Annotated in this window: 14 protein-coding genes, 1 tRNA gene and 2 pseudogenes; 6 read left to right on the forward strand and 11 right to left on the reverse strand. The window is 68.3% G+C overall.

The genetic code is table 11. The annotated features are described in order from the left end of the window. Positions 1 to 6: 6 nt before the first annotated feature. Both ykgO and argS read right to left on the reverse strand, forming a co-directional pair. A pseudogene (ykgO, locus tag E0E30_RS11275) lies at positions 7 to 114 on the reverse strand (type B 50S ribosomal protein L36); the annotation flags it as partial. 97 nt (positions 115 to 211) lie between these two features. Then, positions 212 to 1882 carry an arginine--tRNA ligase gene (gene argS, locus E0E30_RS11280; RefSeq protein ID WP_130866358.1) on the reverse strand — a complete coding sequence of 557 codons (1671 nt, stop codon included), beginning with the start codon at positions 1880 to 1882 and terminating at the stop codon, positions 212 to 214. A gap of 129 nt (positions 1883 to 2011) precedes the next feature. Here argS and E0E30_RS11285 point away from each other — a divergent pair, with 129 nt between their 5' ends. Next, positions 2012 to 2833 carry an aldo/keto reductase gene (locus E0E30_RS11285; RefSeq protein ID WP_130866359.1) on the forward strand — a complete coding sequence of 274 codons (822 nt, stop codon included), beginning with the start codon at positions 2012 to 2014 and terminating at the stop codon, positions 2831 to 2833. 87 nt (positions 2834 to 2920) lie between these two features. On the opposite strand, the gene E0E30_RS11290 is transcribed toward E0E30_RS11285, so the two are convergent. From E0E30_RS11290 to pgi, 5 genes are all read right to left on the reverse strand, one after another. After that, positions 2921 to 3103, reverse strand: coding sequence for a hypothetical protein (locus tag E0E30_RS11290; protein ID WP_130866360.1), 183 nt, complete (start codon positions 3101 to 3103; stop codon positions 2921 to 2923). Between the two features lie 63 nt (positions 3104 to 3166). Beyond that, positions 3167 to 3895: a hypothetical protein gene (locus E0E30_RS11295; RefSeq protein WP_130866361.1), complete on the reverse strand. Its 729-nt coding sequence runs from the start codon at positions 3893 to 3895 to the stop codon at positions 3167 to 3169. A gap of 125 nt (positions 3896 to 4020) precedes the next feature. After that, positions 4021 to 4683, reverse strand: a complete 663-nt coding sequence (locus E0E30_RS11300) for a SanA/YdcF family protein (protein WP_130866362.1) — start codon at positions 4681 to 4683, stop codon at positions 4021 to 4023. 28 nt (positions 4684 to 4711) lie between these two features. After that, positions 4712 to 5545, reverse strand: coding sequence for a glycosyltransferase family 25 protein (locus E0E30_RS13945; RefSeq protein ID WP_167853938.1), 834 nt, complete (start codon positions 5543 to 5545; stop codon positions 4712 to 4714). Then, positions 5542 to 7224, reverse strand: a complete 1683-nt coding sequence (pgi, locus tag E0E30_RS11310) for a glucose-6-phosphate isomerase (RefSeq protein WP_130866363.1) — start codon at positions 7222 to 7224, stop codon at positions 5542 to 5544. Before pgi ends, E0E30_RS13945 begins: the two co-directional genes overlap by 4 nt. A 223-nt stretch (positions 7225 to 7447) precedes the next feature. Between pgi and E0E30_RS13350 the strand changes: the two genes are divergently transcribed. Further along, positions 7448 to 8449, forward strand: a complete 1002-nt coding sequence (locus tag E0E30_RS13350; protein WP_167853939.1) for a hypothetical protein — start codon at positions 7448 to 7450, stop codon at positions 8447 to 8449. A gap of 61 nt (positions 8450 to 8510) precedes the next feature. On the opposite strand, the gene E0E30_RS11330 is transcribed toward E0E30_RS13350, so the two are convergent. Continuing rightward, entirely contained in the window at positions 8511 to 9164 is a 654-nt protein-coding gene (locus E0E30_RS11330; protein WP_130866367.1) for a bifunctional 4-hydroxy-2-oxoglutarate aldolase/2-dehydro-3-deoxy-phosphogluconate aldolase, read from the reverse strand. A 53-nt stretch (positions 9165 to 9217) separates the two neighbouring features. On the opposite strand from E0E30_RS11330, the gene E0E30_RS11335 reads away from it, so the two are divergent. From E0E30_RS11335 to E0E30_RS11345, 3 genes are all read left to right on the forward strand, one after another. Next, complete coding sequence (locus E0E30_RS11335) at positions 9218 to 11791, forward strand: DEAD/DEAH box helicase (protein WP_130866368.1); 2574 nt, start codon at positions 9218 to 9220, stop codon at positions 11789 to 11791. Positions 11792 to 11946: 155 nt separating this feature from the next. Beyond that, positions 11947 to 12402 carry a YbhB/YbcL family Raf kinase inhibitor-like protein gene (locus tag E0E30_RS11340; RefSeq protein ID WP_130866369.1) on the forward strand — a complete coding sequence of 152 codons (456 nt, stop codon included), beginning with the start codon at positions 11947 to 11949 and terminating at the stop codon, positions 12400 to 12402. Positions 12403 to 12455: 53 nt separating this feature from the next. Next, entirely contained in the window at positions 12456 to 13559 is a 1104-nt protein-coding gene (locus tag E0E30_RS11345) for a cutinase family protein (protein WP_245306588.1), read from the forward strand. Position 13560: 1 nt separating this feature from the next. On the opposite strand, the gene E0E30_RS11350 is transcribed toward E0E30_RS11345, so the two are convergent. Further along, the gene (locus tag E0E30_RS11350) at positions 13561 to 14259 is read right to left on the reverse strand and encodes a hypothetical protein (RefSeq protein WP_130866370.1); all 699 of its coding nucleotides are present in this window, start codon (positions 14257 to 14259) and stop codon (positions 13561 to 13563) included. A gap of 124 nt (positions 14260 to 14383) precedes the next feature. On the opposite strand from E0E30_RS11350, the gene E0E30_RS11355 reads away from it, so the two are divergent. Next, positions 14384 to 14466: transfer RNA gene (locus E0E30_RS11355), tRNA-Leu, on the forward strand. Between the two features lie 550 nt (positions 14467 to 15016). Here E0E30_RS11355 and E0E30_RS11360 read toward each other — a convergent pair. After that, positions 15017 to 16260 (reverse strand): IS3 family transposase gene (locus tag E0E30_RS11360; protein WP_130866371.1). Its coding sequence is split into 2 segments (ribosomal slippage): positions 15017 to 15975 and positions 15975 to 16260, totalling 1245 coding nucleotides; the frame shifts between segments, so codons are not numbered across the junction. 50 nt (positions 16261 to 16310) lie between these two features. Next, positions 16311 to 16526, reverse strand: a pseudogene (locus E0E30_RS11365) (transposase family protein); the annotation flags it as partial.

Genomic DNA, 16526 nt, shown 5'->3' on the forward strand with positions numbered 1-16526 from the left:
GCCGAGCTTGAACCGCGGGTTCTTCTTGTTGATGACGTAGACGTGGCCACGCCGCCTGACGATCTGGGAGCCGGGCTGGTTCTTGAGGGACCGCAGAGAGTTCCTGACCTTCATGATCATCCTGTCCCTCTTGAGAATGGTTCTCATTATCGTAACACGATGATCCGCCGGCCCCGCGGTCCGGTGGTCTCAGCCCCCGGGGCCGGCGATCTCACATGCGGTCGGGGGCGTCGATCCCCAGCAGCCCCAGCCCGACCCCGAGCACCCGGCGCACCGCGGCGCACAGGGCCAGCCGCGAGGCGCGCACCTGCCCCTCGCTACGCAGCACGGGACACTTCTCGTAGAAGCTCGAGTACGCCCCGGCGAGATCGTAGAGGTAGGTGCACAGCTTGTGCGGGGTGAGGTCGACGGCGACGAGGTCGACGATCTCACCGAACCTCGACAGGAGCAGGGCCAACTGCTGCTCGGCGGGTTCCTCGAGCAGTTCGACCCGGCCCCAGCCGAGGGTGGACAGATCGGCCTCGGGGTCGACCTGCGGATCGGCCTCCGCCGCGGCCCTGCGCAGGATCTGGGAGACCCTGGCATGGGCGTACTGCAGGTAGGGGCCGGTGTCACCGGTGGTCTGCACCATGCGCTCGGCATCGAAGACGTAGTCCTTCTGCAGCCCGTTCGACAGGTCGGCGTACTTGATCGCGGCCAGGGCGATGTTCGGCGCGGCGTGCTGCTCGGCGGCGTCGAGCAGGCTCGCCAGGGACACCGTGCCGCCCTCGCGGGTCTTGAAGGGGTGGCCGTCCGGCCCGAGCACCATGCCGTAGCCGACGTGCTCGGCGGCCACGGACTCGGGCAGGAACCCGGCCTTGCGGGCGACCTCGAAGAGCACCTCGAAGTGGTGGGCCTGGCGGACGTCGGTGACGTAGATGATGCGGTCGGCGTGGAGGGTGCTCACCCGACGCCGGATGGCAGCCAGGTCGGTGGCGTCATACCCGAAACCGCCGTCGCGCTTCCGCACGATCATGGGGGCGTCCTGACCCTCGAGGAAGACGCACAGGGCACCGTTGTCCTCGACCGCCAGACCGTCGGCCTCGAGCTCGTCGACGACCCGCGGCAGGTCGTCGTTGTAGGTCGACTCCCCGGCCAGGTCGTCGTCGGTGAGGAGCACCCCGAGCCGGGCGTAGGTCTCGTTGAACCCGGCCAGGGAGACCTCGATGAGGGAGCGCCAGATGGCCAGGGTCCGCTCGTCACCACCCTGCAGCTTGACGACGCGACGCCGGGCGCGGTCGGCGAAGTCGGGGTCGGCGTCGAACTCCTTCTTGGAGTCCTTGTAGAGCTGCTCGACCTCGGGCAGATCGAGAGTCGTGACGTCGAGCCCGTGCTCGACGACGTACTGGACGAGCATGCCGAACTGGGTGCCCCAGTCGCCGATGTGGTTCTGCGGGATGACGGTGTGGCCCTGCGCGGTGAGGACCCGGTTGAAGCAGTCGCCGATGATCGTCGAGCGCAGGTGGCCGACGTGCATCTGCTTGGCGACGTTGGGGGCCGAGTAGTCGATGACGATCCGCTGGGGGTTCGGGGCCTGGGTGATGCCCGCGTGGGGGTCGTCGATGAGGTCGGAGGCCACCTGGGCCAGGACGTCCGAGCGCAACCGGAAGTTGATGAACCCGGGGCCGGCGACCTCCGGGGTCTCGCACAGGTCGCCGACGCCGAGCCTGGCGATGACGTCGGCCGCGACCTCCCGCGGCGGTCGCCCCTCCTGCTTGGCCAGACGCAGCGCCACGTTCGACTGGAAGTGGCCGAACTGCGGCTTGGTGGCAGGGCGCAGCTCCGGATCGACCCCCGTCACGGACTCGACGCGGGCGGAGAGCTGGGAGGGCAGTGACGACATGGCAGGCATTCTCCCATGAGCGGGCTTCGGCGTCACAGTCACGGCGGGCCGACAGCGAAACCCCGTGCGGTCCCTGCCCGACGTGGTGTTGCATGGAGGTGACGACGAACGACCATCAGGAGGACGCCCATGACAGTTCCCACCCTCACCCTCAACGACGGCGTCAAGATCCCACAGCTCGGGTTCGGCACCTGGCAGGTCTCGGAGGACGAGGCCCATGCCTCGGTCGCCACCGCCCTGGCCACGGGTTACCGTCACATCGACACCGCTGCGATCTACGGCAACGAGCGCGGCGTCGGCAGGGCCCTGGCCGAGTCGGGTGTCGACCGCGACGAGCTCTTCGTCACGACGAAGCTGTGGAACGACGCCCATCACGCCGACGATGCCCGGCGCGCCATCGAGACCAGCCTGGACAAGCTCGGTCTCGACCACCTCGACCTGTACCTCATCCACTGGCCGGCCAACGTCAAGTACGGTGACGCGTACATCGAGGCCTGGAACGCGCTCCAGGAGTTCAAGGCCGAGGGCCTCACCCGCTCCATCGGCGTGTCGAACTTCTCCCCCGTGCACCTCGATGCCATCGAGGGCGCGGTGCCGAGCATGAACCAGGTCGAGATGCACCCGACCTTCAACCAGGCCGCGCTGCGTGCCGACCTCGCCGCCCGCGGCATCCAGCCCGAGGCGTGGAGCCCGCTGGGCCAGTCCAAGGACCTCACCGATCCGACGATCAGCGCCATCGCCGCCGACCTCGGCGTCTCGACCGCTCAGGTCATCATCCGTTGGCACCTGCAGATCGGCAACGTCGTCATCCCCAAGTCGGTGACCCCCTCGCGCATCGCCGAGAACTTCGACGTCTTCGGGTTCGAGCTGTCGGACGAGCAGATCGCCGCCATCAACGGCGTCGACTCGGGCCACCGGCTCGGCGCCGATCCGGTGGACGCCGACTTCTGATCCGAACTGCGGAAGCCGGCCCGGCGGCTTGCGGTCACCGGGCCGGATCCGTCACGCCGTCAGCGGCCCGCCCACTGAAAGGTCATGTCATCGGCCCTCGTCAGCGCGGGGTGGATGAGTTTCGTTGACGATCGCGATGCGCGTCCTGCTCCTTCTGAGGATGAGGACGACGAACCACGCGACAAGCGCAGCGAACAGGACCACGACGACAAGACTGACGAGTATCGCGATGAGCATGCCCGCCTCCGTCGAGATGAGAAGTGCATTCATTCCCAAACGCCTTCCTTTAGAATCTATATAGATGTGGGTCGCAAATAGAGTATGATTTGATCATCAGTCAGTCAGATTGGCCGTTGCATTGAATCCATTGACAGAAAGATCCAAGAATCTTGATCCGGAGAACAGGCCAGTGGATGAATTGAGAGTTCCACCAAACCGTACATGCGATGCGGGCAATCGCTCAAAATGTGCATTCGAGATCGTCGCAGCGCGGGTCTGATAAGTCTGCCCCCAATACTTCGTGATACTGGCACTTCGGTGCCCGACGTCACCCCCATAATTGAACCTGAACCGGATTGAGACGATTGCTGAGACCCCAGACGCAAGACAGTCCGTGTACGACCAAGCATAATGCGAACTACTCTTCTTGCAGCCACCGACCGCCATCATGTTCACCTGTCCGCTCGCATTATTGGCCTTCAGATCAGGAATCCTCGTGATGGACAGAGAACCGTCTTCGAAAATCCGCCTTTCAACGATATCGCCATGGTCCAGTTTTCGCTCGATGGAGATTGGATTAGATCCATTGTCAGAATCAGGCAGTTCTCCCTTTTCCAAATTTCTGATGATCTTCGATGCCGTGGATTCGGGAGCTCCATTATCCACCAGAAAATCATGGATCTGCCGACGCTCCGGAGCAGCTAGTTTGACCGCCTCCCCTAGAGACACAGCAGTGGTAGATTCGGCCCTTGACTGCGGAGCAATGAATGCTGTCTGCACGACTGAACAGCACAGTACTACCGCCGCGATCTTCATTGCCTTGCCAACCTTCAAGACCTGCATCGTTGCGGACTCCGTCCTCGTGTCCCGCTACCCACATGGGTAAGCTCTTATCAGTATAGCCGGCCTGGCGTGGCAGTGTGCCCGATCACCGCACATCGCCGGACGTGCGACCGATCACTCAGTACTCACCGACCGAGCGCCTGCTGGACCCCGCTCTCGGCCTTGCCGAGGGTCGGGGTCCGCCGGCTGACGACGTCCCAGATCATCTTGAGTCGGGCGCCGAACTCACGGGCCCAGCCGTACCACCAGACGCCGTCCCGGGCCTGGGTGCGATCGGGCACGCCGATGGCGTCGAGCCCGGTCATCCGGCAGGTCGCGATGGCCCGCGGCTCGTGGTAGTCCTGCGTGGCCAGGATGGCCGAGTGGACCCCGAAGATCCGACGTGCGCGCACGCACGTGTCGTAGGAGTCGAAGCCGGCGTAGTCGGCGACGACCTTCGACGCCGGGATCCCCTTGACGTCGACGAGATAGCGCTTCATGGCGTCGGGCTCGTCGTAGTGGTCCGAACCGTTGTCACCCGAGACGAGGATGACCTTGGTGCGGCCGGCCCGGTAGAGCTCGGCGGCGACGTCGAGCCGGCCGCGCAGGTAGGCGGACGGCGTCCCGGACGGCAGCACCTGGGCCCCGAAGACGATTGTGACGTCCCGCGCCGGGGTGGAGTCGACGTCGTGCACCCGCCCGGCGCTCATCCCCGCCGTGAGGGCCCACGGGCCGAGCACGACGACGATGACGACGGCGCACGACGTCACGAGGGTCCGGCGGATCCAACGGTGGGGTCGGGCGTTCATACCGACAGCGTATGCGCTCGGAGGGGCGTCAACCCACAAGGGACCGGACGTGCTCGACCGTAGCTGAGGCACCGCCCTTGAATCGTCTCCACCGTCGGTTCCAAGCCGGCCGACCCCAGCTCCTCGCCGAGTACCCGGCGGGTGCGCCCCCGCGTGAGGCTCCGGGGTCAAGCTCGGACTGACCGTCCCACCCAGAAACCGTCGGGCGGAGCCAGTGGATCTCAACTCCCGCAGCCTGATGCCAAGTAGCGAAATCGTCGGCGAGCCAACTCGCCACATGGATGCGCGCGAATTGGGCAACGTCTCTCGCGGCTCCACGGTTGACGAGATACAGAGTTGTTCCCCACACACTGCCGTGATACGGACCCACTCGATACAGGCCCCTACCCCTCACCCAAGCGACTGGAGACGAAAGGAACGATGCCTGCGCAGCATCCTTGCTTCTTGCCCAAACGTTGGGATTCCTCCAATCCTCGTCGGATGATCCAAGGAGGATCAGACCCGCTCTAGTCGCATGGGACGCTCCCGAGATAACCTGACCCGCGTACGGCGGGAACACGACATCATCCTCAGCAACCAGCATGAGGTCATCATCGCGACCGACCTCCGCACCGAAACTCGCCATGAGGTCCGCGTGCGACAGGGTGCATCCGATCTCACCACCCAACGGGGCCCGACCGTATCGACGCTGGAACGCCTGAACGTCGAAGCGGTCCTGCCCGGCGCCGGTGCGGCCGTCGAAGGCGTCCCAGACCTCGAAACCGGCGGCATAGGGCTGCGAGAAGAACGTCTCGCGGCGCGGTGATCCCTCGAGCGAAATCACCGCACGCCGCACGATGCGGTCGCGATGCTCGTGCCTCACCGCCGGCGTCCCCGGTACCAGTTCACCAACGCCTGCGTCGACGAGTCCTGGGCACGGAGGGCGTCCTCGTCACCACTGACCGCCGGGGCGATCGCCAGGGCGAGCTTCTTGCCGAGCTCGACGCCCCACTGATCGAAGGAGTCGATGCCCCAGACGACCCCCTCGACGAAGGTGATGTGCTCGTACAGGGCGATGAGCTCGCCGAGCACCCTGGGCGACAGCTCGTCGGCCATGATCGACGTCGTCGGCCGGTCGCCGGGGAACACCCGGGCCGGGACGATGGCCTCGGCGGTGCCCTCGGCACGAACCTCATCGGCCGTCTTGCCGAAGGCCAGAGCCGCGGTCTGGGCGAAGAAGTTCGACAGGAAGAGCTCGTGGACGTCGACCTCACCGTCCCGGGTGGGGTGCGCCGGGTTCGCCACGGCGATGAAATCAGCGGGGATGAGCCGAGTGCCCTGGTGGATGAGCTGGTAGAAGGCGTGCTGACCGTTGGTGCCCGGCTCGCCCCAGAAGATCTCGCCGGTGTCGGAGGTCACCGGGCTGCCGTCCCAGCGGACCGACTTGCCGTTGGACTCCATGGTGAGCTGCTGGAGGTACGCCGGGAAGCGGTGCAGGTACTGGGCGTACGGCAGCACGGCGTGGGAGTGCGCACCCCAGAAATTGACGTACCAGATGTTGAGCAGACCCATGAGCAGCGGGACGTTTCGGGACGGCTCGGCGGTGGCGAAGTGCTCGTCGATGGCGTGGAACCCGGCCAGGAAGTCCTCGAATCCCTTCGGACCGATGGCCACGGCCAGCGACGTGCCGACGGCCGAGTCCACCGAGTACCGTCCACCGACCCAGCTCCAGAACCCGAAGGCGTTGACCGGGTCGATCCCGAAGGTGGCGACCTTGTCGAGAGCGGTCGAGACGGCGACGAAGTGCTTGGCGACCGCCGCGGTGCGGGCCTCCTCGGTGTCCTCGATGGCGCCCTGGGCGACGAGCCCGTCGAGCAGCCACGACCGGACGCAGCGGGCGTTGGTGAGGGTCTCGAGAGTGGTGAAGGTCTTCGAGGCGATGATGACCAGGGTGGTCTCGGGATCGAGGTCGGCGGTCTTCACCGCGGCATCGGTCGGGTCGATGTTGCTGATGAAACGGCACTCCAGGCCCGGCTGGACGTACGGCTTGAGGGCCTCGTAGGCCATGACGGGACCCAGGTCGGAGCCGCCGATGCCGATGTTGACGACGGTGCGGATCTCCTTGCCGGTGACCCCCTTCCACTGACCGGAGCGGACCTTCTCGGCGAAGGAGTACACCTTGGCAAGGGTCTCGTGGACATCGGCGACGGCGTCCTGCCCGTCGACGTGCAGCTCATCGGAAGCCGGACGACGCAGGGCGGTGTGGAGGACGGCCCGGTCCTCGGTGACGTTGATGTGCTCGCCGGAGTACATGGCCTGGCGGCGCTCGGCGACGTGGGTCTGCTCGGCGAGTTCGAGGAGGGCGTCACGGACCTCGTCGGTGAGGAGGTTCTTGGACAGGTCGACGTGGAGGTCAGCGGCCTCGAGGGTGAAGCGCTCCGCGCGATCGGGGTCGGCGTCGAACCAACGGCGCATGACGTGGGGGCCGTCGATGAGCGAGGACTGGAGCTGCGAGAGCTTGGACCAGGCGGGAGTGGCGGTGGCATCAACCGGTGTCTGCATGAGGCCCAGCCTAGTCTCGCGGGCCGGTCTGGCCGGACGAGCCGCGTGCTGCGCCCGGGCGCCGTGGCGTGGCCGAGGGGAGGCCGGGGTGCGCGACCAGACATGTCAGGAATTCACCCTGAGCGAGGATTTCGTCCCCTCAGGGGGAACATCTGCGCGTGTGGGGTGATTTCCCGACACCGCCCGACGTCTACGATGGCCCGGCGAGGACAGGAGGTGGCCGATGGGCAGAGTGCGCTCGTGGACGACGATGCTCCTGCTCGCCGTGTTCACCCTTGTCGGAGCCCTGTCGCCGATCCCCACCGCGGACGCGACCCCGCCGACCGGCAAGCTCACCCTCGCCGCCACCCTCGACTCCAAGCGCGTCGTCCACGCCACCGGACGGCTCACCACCCAGGTGGGGTACGCCGTCGTCGGCGGACGGATCAGCGTCGGCCTCGACGGGCAGGACGTCACCGTCACGACGACGAATTCCGGCGGCGCGTGGTCGGTGACCTTCACCCTCCCCGTCGACATCAGCGCCGGCGCCCACACGGTCTCCGCCCGCTTCGACGGGAACGACGCGGTCGGCCGGTCCGCCGCCAGCACGACCGTCGTCCTCACCGGGACCCCGGCGACCCGCATGACCGCACGGATCTCGTCGTCGACCGCCCGCCCGGGTGAGGTGCTGCGGCTCCAGGGCACCGTGACCCTGGCCGACCGCACCCCGGTCTCGGGGGCCGAGATCGACTCGTCGGGATCGTTCTCCCACACCGTCGACCAGACGACCGTCACCGCAGCCGACGGCTCGTTCACCGCGCTCCTGCAGGTACCGCCCGATCAGCCGGGCGGCCCGATCACCGTCCGCGTGGCATTCGCCGGGGACGGGCGCTTCACCGGGTCCTCGCAGATCTTCAAGGTCACCGTGACGGCCCCGAGCCCGACCCCGACACCGACCGTCACGACCACCCCGACGCCCACCGCGTCACCGACCCCTGAGAGCCCCGACGGGGACGGCCGCGAGAGCACCCCGACGCCGATCCCCGTGGTCTCCTCGACCCCGCTCACACCGCCGGGGTTCGTCGCCTCGTTGGGCGGTCATCGGGCGCTCGTCGTCGTCGCCGGGATCGTCGGCGGACTGCTCGCCCTGGCGGCCGTGGGCGGAGGCGTCGCCCGGATCGGGCGACGACGCGCAGGCCATGACGACGAGGGGCCCGCGGACGGCAACTCGTTCTTCGATGACTGAGGCCGCCGCGCCCGTCGACGCCGTCGTCAGATCCTTACGCGTCGACGTCGTCGTCAGGTCCCTACGCGTCGACGTCGTCGACGGCCGCCCGGACGGACCGGCACCGCTCCCGCAGCGCCGGCATCGCCCCGCCCTCGGCGGCGTCCCCGACGAGGACCTCGTCGACGCACACCGCGACCGCCCCGGCCTCGAGCCACCGTCTCAGGGAGTAGCTCCCGATCCCACCCCGCGGGATCATCCGCGCCCCGGGAGCGAGCTCGGCCAGGGTGACCCCGTACGCCGCCGGGCCCATGTCGGCCGGAGCGACCTCGACGGCGTCGACCCCCCGGGCCCACACCGCCCGTACCTCGGTGGGGGTGAGGGCGTCGACCGCACACGGGATCCCCGCGGCGCGCAGCGCCCCGACGACGGCGTCATCGGCCCCGGTCGCCAGGACGAAGGCGACCTTCTGCTCCACCAGCTGCGCGACGTCCTCGACCCGCACGACGCCGTGCACCCCGAAGCAGGCCCGATGTCCGAAGACCTCGACGACCCGGCGACGCCGCTCGGCGTCGGACACCGGAAGACTGAACGCGCGGATGCGCTCCTGGACCATGACCTCCAGCGGGGCGACGAGGTCGTCGGCGGGGACGTCGGGCAGCACGCCGATGATCCGCCCGGACACCACCCGCTGCGGGAACTCGAGGCGGTTGTCGGTCGGCATCTCGCTGGTCATGGGGACATCATGCCAGTCCGATAAGTTGGAATCCCCGACGACTGGAGGACGACGTGCGCCTGGCCGAAGCCCTGGACGACCTCATCGACGGCCGACCACCGGTGACCAGCGACCGCGCCGACCGACCCCGCGGCTGGGACTCCCCCGGTGCCCGACCCATCGACCCCGACATGGTCATCGACCACGTCGAGCGGGCCGTCGCCCAGGACGGCCTGAGCCTCTACGAGCACCAGGAGGAGGCCATCTACGAGGTGCTCGCAGGCTCCCACGTCATCGTCACGACGCCGACCGGGTCGGGCAAGTCCCTCATCGCCGCCGCGGCCCAGTTCGCCTGCGTGGGTGGCGGCGGACGGACCTACTACACCGCCCCCATCAAGGCCCTCGTCTCCGAGAAGTTCTTCTCCCTGTGCCAGACCTTCGGAGCGGCCAACGTCGGCATGGTCACCGGTGACGCCTCGGTCAACGCCGACGCCCCGATCATCTGCTGCACGGCCGAGATCCTCGCCAACCTCGCGCTGCGCGAGGGGCGCCACGCCGCCGTCGACCAGGTCGTCATGGACGAGTTCCACTTCATCGGCGACCCCGACCGCGGCTGGGCCTGGCAGGTGCCGCTGTCGGAGCTTCCGCAGGCGCAGATGGTCATCATGAGCGCCACCCTGGGCGACGTCAGCTGGCTCGCCGAGACCCTCACCGCGGCCACCGGGCGCCCCAGCGAGGTCATCGGCGGGGCGATCCGACCGGTCCCGCTGCTGTACGAGTGGTCGATGCAGTCCGACCACGACACCCTCGAGACCCTCGTCGAGGACCGCAAGGCGCCGGTCTACATCGTCCACCCCTCGCAGAAGCAGGCCGTCGAGCGGGCCCAGTCGCTCACCTCGATGAAGCTCGTGAGCACGGAGGAACGCCACGCCATCACCGCCGAACTGGGCGGATTCCAGTTCTCCAAGGGGTTCGGCACCACCGTCCGCAAGTTCATCACCGCCGGCATCGGGGTCCACCACGCCGGGATGCTGCCGAAGTACCGCCGTCTGGTCGAGTCCCTGGCACAGCGCGGCATGCTCAAGGTCATCTGCGGCACGGACACCCTCGGGGTCGGCATCAACGTGCCGATCCGCACCGTCATGTTCACCGCCCTGACGAAGTTCGACGGTCACCGCAACCGCGTCCTCAAGTCGCGCGAGTTCCACCAGATCGCCGGGCGTGCCGGCCGCGCCGGGTTCGACACCGTCGGCTACGTCGTCGCCCAGGCCCCCGAGCACGTCGTCGCCAACGAGAAGGCCCTGGCCAAGGCCGGCGACGACCCCCGCAAGAGGCGCAAGGTGCAGCGTCACAAACCACCTGAGGGGTACGTCGACTACACCGAGGAGACCTTCACCAGGCTCATCGAGTCGACCCCCGAGACCCTGCACGCCCGGATGCGGGTCACCGACGCCATGATCCTCAACCTCCTCCAACGCGACGAGGACACCGTCGCAGCCGTCAGGCACGTCATCGACGCCGCCACCTCGAACCCCGCCGAACGCCGCCGGCTGTACCGCCGCGGCGTCCAGATCGGGATGGGGCTGCTGCGCTCGCAGGTCATCCACCGGCTGCCCGAGCCGACCCCCGGCGGCCGTCGGTACGCCATGAACGACGAACTCCAGGACGACTTCGCTCTCAACCAGCCGCTGTCGGGGTTCGCCGCCGAGGCCATCTCCACCCTCGACCCGGCCTCCCCCACCCACACCCTCGACGTCGTCAGCGTCATCGAGGCCACCCTCGACAACCCCATGACGGTGCTCCTTGCCCAGCAGCACGCGGCCCGCGGCGAGCGGATCGCCGCCCTCAAGGCCGAGGGCTACGACTACGAGGAGCGGATGGAGGCCGTCGAGGAGGTCGAGTGGCCCCAGCCCCTGGCCGAGCACCTCGAGGCCCTCTTCGCCCTTTTCGCCCCGACCCACCCCTGGGTCGGCCCCGATGCCCTGGCCCCCAAGTCGATCGTCCGCGACATGTATGAACGAGCCATGACCTTCGGCGAGTTCTGCGCCTTCTACAAGGTGCAACGCTCGGAGGGTCTGGTGCTGCGCTACCTCACCGACGCCTACCGGGCGCTGCGCCAGACGGTGCCGGAGGCCGAGCGCACCGAGGAGCTCGAGGACCTCGTCGCCTGGCTCGGGCAGGTCGTCCGGTCGACCGACTCCTCGCTCATCGACGAGTGGGAGGCCCTCACCCACCCGGTCGAGGAGGAGGAGCAGGTGCGTCCGGCGCGCACCTTCACCTCGGACGAGCGGGCCTTCCGGGTCGCCGTGCGCAATGCGATGTTCCGCAAGGTCATCCTCGCGGCCGACGACGACTTCGAGGCCCTGGCCTCGCTCGAACCCACCGGGTCGGCCATGACCGCCGACGTCTGGGAGGACGCCCTGGGCGACTACTGGGACGAGTTCGACGATCTCGACGACGGGCCGGACGCCCGTTCCCCTGCCCTCTTCCTCATCGAGAAGCAGCGGCGGCTGTGGACGGTGCGCCAGATCATCGACGACCCCGAGGGCAACCACGACTGGTCGATCCTGGCCACCGTCGACCTCGACGAGTGCGACGAGGCGCAGGACCTCGTGCTGCGGACCAGAGCGTTCGCGCGGATGGACTGAGCCGCCGGGCGGCGTCGCTCCCGGGAACGTGGGTGGAGATTCGACGCCGAACGCCGTTCCGGGACGCGGAACCACCCGTTTCAGGGCTTCCGGCGTCGGATGTCCACCCGTGCGGGCAGGATGGAGGGGTCAGGCACCGCTGCGAGGGGAGAACCATGGAACTCAGCTCGTCCATCGAGGGGACGTCGATCCCCCTGGTCCACGCCCATCCGGGAGCCGGCGGCGACAACGTCCTGCCGGCCCTCACCTGGACCCCCGGACCCGAGGGCACGAGGTCGTACGCCCTCACCTGCTACGACCCGGACGCCCCCACCGGCTCGGGATTCTGGCACTGGATCGCCGTCGACATCCCCGCCGACGTCACCTCCATCCCCGAGGGTGGACCCCTGCCGGCCCAGGCCCGGGAGTTCGTCAATGACTACCAAGAGCACGGCTACGGCGGCCCCAACCCGCCAGCCGGCCCGGCGCATCGGTACGTCTTCACCGTGCACGCCATGCCGGTGGCCCACCTCGAGGTGCCCGACGACGCCGCCCACGTCCAGGTGCGCTTCGTCATCCACACGACCCGCCTCGACCACGCGAGCGTCACCGGGACCTTCCAGCAGCCCTGAGCCAGGCTGTGGTCCCACACTCCGACCCTGGGCCGACCTGATTCACTGGGGTCGTGAGACAGCGCTGGATGACGACCCTGCTGGCCCTCTGGCTCGTCGTGACGGTCGTGCTGCCCGCTCCCCGGGCGGCCGCCGCCACGGCGTGGTCGGGCCAGCCCGTGTCGTCGTCGCAGGCGTCGTCCCAGGCCTGCGCCTCCCTCCTGTTCGTCGGGGTGCGGGGCTCGGGTGAGGACGCGCCCTACGGCTCGACCGTCACCCGGGTACGGGACGCCCTGGCCTCCCGCTGGTCCGGGAAGGGGACAGTCCGTCAGGTGTGGCTGGACTACCCGGCTGCCGACCCGCACACCCTGGCCAACACCTCGCTCAGCTCCCTGCTGCTCGACTCGACCATGCCCGCGACGGAGTACTTCGACTCCGCCCGGACCGGGGCCACCCGGCTCGCGACGCTCCTTCGGGCCGAGAGACGACGCTGCCCGAACCAGTCGGTGCTGCTCGCCGGGTACTCCCAGGGGGCGCAGGCGATCACCGAGGCCCTTGCGAACGTCGACACCTCGCGGCTCGTCGGGGCGATCCTCCTGGGCAATCCCGACCACCACCCGTCCCAGAACGTCCAGGAACTCGACGGCACTGCCAGCCTGTCGAGCATCGGGATGTCGGCCCTGCTGCAGTACCTGCGCGGCCAGGCGAAGAAGGCCGGCAGCTCCCGCGAGACCCAGGTCAAGGCGCTCATCCAGACGACGGTGGACCTCACCCAGGGATCCTTCGACCTGGCGGCGATGCGCACCGACATGGCCGCCGCCCATGCCGAGATCCCCGCCGCGGCCCAACCTGCGACCTACTCCATCTGCCTGGCCGACGACATCGTCTGCGACGCCGCACCGTCCATCGAGGCCATCCTCACGCTGCAGACAACCTGGCAGAAGGCCATCGACGCCGGGCGGACGGTCCACAAGCGCTACACCTCGGCGACGATGTCGCGGACCATCGACGCCGTCGCCGCACGGATGAATGCGGCCGCTGCGGAGTCCCCCAGCCCCTCACCGACCCCGGTGGCGGTCCCGACCCGATCGACGTGGGGCCGCTGGCAGTTCGTGGCGATCGGTGTCGCGCTCGTCGTCGGGATCGGCGGCGGTGTCCTCGTGGCGCGACGGCGCTGACTCAGATCTCGACGAGCCACGCACCGGTGGCCAGGGCGACGCCGGCGTCGACGAGGACGAGCACCCCCAGGGCCGCGATGAGCACGGACAGACCGGTGCGAATGCGGGCGCCGTGACGGGTCTGCAGGTCGGTGACGAGCCGGGAGACCCACAGATGCCCGCCGACGAGGTCGAGGATGGCCAGGACGACGAGGAGGCTGTGACTGCACAGCACCCAGATGGCCGCCTCGAGCGGGGCCAGACGTCGGTGATGGCGTAGTTGCGAGGCGTGCACGAGCATCGCCCAGAAGGCGGGGTCGGCCAGCGAGGAGAGCCCGACGACAAGACCGGACACGGCGAGGGCCGCCGCGGAGGCCGACCGGGGACGGTGGGACGACCCCTCGTCGAGCTCGAGGGCGCCGCCGCGCACGAATCGGACGACCGCCCACGCCACCAGGGCGACGCCGACGGCCAGGGCGATGACGATCCACACCTCGTGCGGGACGGGGTGGTGGCGCAGGTGGAGGCGGTGGGCCACCGCGCCGGCCCCCAGCACTCCGAGGAGCCCCAGGATCAGCGAGGTGCCGATGGAGACGAGGGTGAGCACCGCCACTCCCGAACGCCGCACGCCGAGGCCGAGAGCGCCGATGAGCACGACCGATCCGAGGGGGTCGAACCCGGCGATGCCGAGGGCGATGGCCGTGGCGAGGAAGGACAGCACCGCTCCACTGTGCCATGCCTACGTGGCGGGTATCCAGTCCGGGTCCCGCGAGGTCGGCGCGGATTTCGTGGGGCGACGGGGCCCGTGCTAGTCTCTCCGAGTTGGGTTCGTCCGCGGACCCGATGCGCGAGTGGCGGAATGGCAGACGCGCTGGCTTCAGGTGCCAGTGTCCCTTGGGACGTGGAGGTTCAACTCCTCTCTCGCGCACACGGAGAAGTAGCCCGTGACTAGGTTAAACACCTAGTCACGGGCTACTTGTCATTTGCGAGGAAGTCCGCACAGGGGGGCATGGATGGGCACGAGATGGGTTTCATTGGGCACGTGGTGGGCACGGACTGACCGCATCAACCGAGGAGGGGCGGAGCATGGGCAAGAGGGACAGTCACAGGAGGACGTTCGGCAGCACGAGGAAGTTGACGAGTGGGAACTGGCAGGCTCGTTACATCGGTCCTGACCATCACAGGCACCAGGCACCGAGCACGTTCGTCGACCGGGGGTACGCCGAGGGGTGGCTGTCGGAGGACCGCAAGCTCATCAGTCAGGGACTGTGGACCCCTCCGATCCAGCGATACGCCGAGCAGGTGGCCGCCGAGGAGCGTGAGGCCGCCATGCCCACGGTTCTCGAATGGATCGGGACCGTCATCGAGCGTCGCGCCACCAGAGCCCGCAGGCCGTTGAGACAGACCACGGTCGATCTGTACCGCAAGGACGCCCGCCTGAGGATCGCCGGCACCATGAATCGGCCTGGGTTTCGTTCCTATCGGTTTCCCTGTCCGGCGGTCGCCGGGAGGCCTGATTCGAGGTCAGCGTAGTACGCGTCCTCGATCTCGATCGGGGTGCGCATGCCGAGTTCGCCGTGCAGGCGTTGATGGTTCCACCACCACACCCATTCGAGCGTCGCGAGCTCGACCTGCTCGACGGTCCTCCAGGGGCCGCGCTGGCGGATCAGCTCGGTCTTGTAGGGGTTGTTGACCGCCTCGGCGAGGGCGTTGTCATACGAGTCCCCGACGGTTCCCGTCGAGGGTGTTGCGCCAAGCTCGACGACCCGGTCGGTGTAGACCATCGACATGTAGTTCGAGCCGTGATCGGCGTGATGGATCAGCCCGTCCAGCGGGCCGTCCGCGCCCCAGGCGGCCATGTCCAGCGCTTGCAGCGGCAGCACCTCCGCGCGCAGCGTCGCCGCGACGTTCCAGCCCACGATCCGACGTGAATAGACGTCGGTGACGAACGCGACGTATGCGAAGCCCGCCCAGGTGGCCACATACGTGATGTCTGCAACCCAGAGTCGGCGCGGCGCGCCCGCACGGAACCGCCGCTGGACGAGGTCCCGCGGTAGGGCCTGCGCCTTGTCCGGCCTGGTCGTGAACACCTTCTTCGACTTGCGAACCCCACGCACTCCCGCGAAGCGCATGAGGCGCTCGGTCTGGTCGCGGCCGATGCCCCACCCCTGCCGTTTCAGGAGAGCATGCATCTTCCGCCGCCCGTAGACGCCGTAGTTCTGCGCATGCAGCCTGGCGACCTCGGGCACCAGCAGCTCGTCGCGCAGCTGCCGGGCGGAGGCTACGCGGGTCTTCGCGGCGCGATACCCGCGGGACGTGATGAATCCCTGCACTGCCGGGCGCAGCGTCCGGCAGATGAGCTCGACCCCGAACCGCTCTCGATACTCGTCGATGAAGCGGATCATCCCGGTCAGGGCCGGTCGAGCTCCTTCGCGACAAACACGCTCGCAGCCTTGAGGATCTCATTCGCCTTCCGCAACTCGGCCACCTCGCGACGCAGGCGCTTGTTCTCCTCAGCGACATCGCTCGAGACACCGGGCTTCGCGCCGGCGTCGACCTCGCGGCGGCAATGCCACACCCGCAGCGTCTCCGCGCTCATCCCGAGGAGCCCCGCAACATGCCGCACGGCGGACATCAAATTCGAGTGCTCACCAGAGGCCTTGGCCTCATCGAGCATCCGCAGCGCGCGCTCGCGCATCTCGGGAGAGTACTTCTGGTTCATCGTGTTCCATCCTTGCTTCAAGAACGGAACGAAACCCAGGCCGATTCATGTCCGCAGCCGGTGCACCGGTACCGGCGTACCCGGATCTGAAGGATCGTGGGCCGGTGGCCCATCGGGGTATGGGCCAGCCGGCGGATCACCGTGTCACGAGGGACCCCCTGGCATCCGCACCAGTGGCACCAGTCGTCGGGGGCGACGACCCGGCAGGCCAGGACCGTCTCCTCGTCACTGATCAGCTGGCCGGTGACCTCCAGACCGAGTTCGTC

The organism is Acidipropionibacterium timonense (assembly GCF_900605005.1).
In the GTDB taxonomy this organism is placed as follows: Bacteria; Actinomycetota; Actinomycetes; order Propionibacteriales; family Propionibacteriaceae; genus Cutibacterium; species Cutibacterium timonense.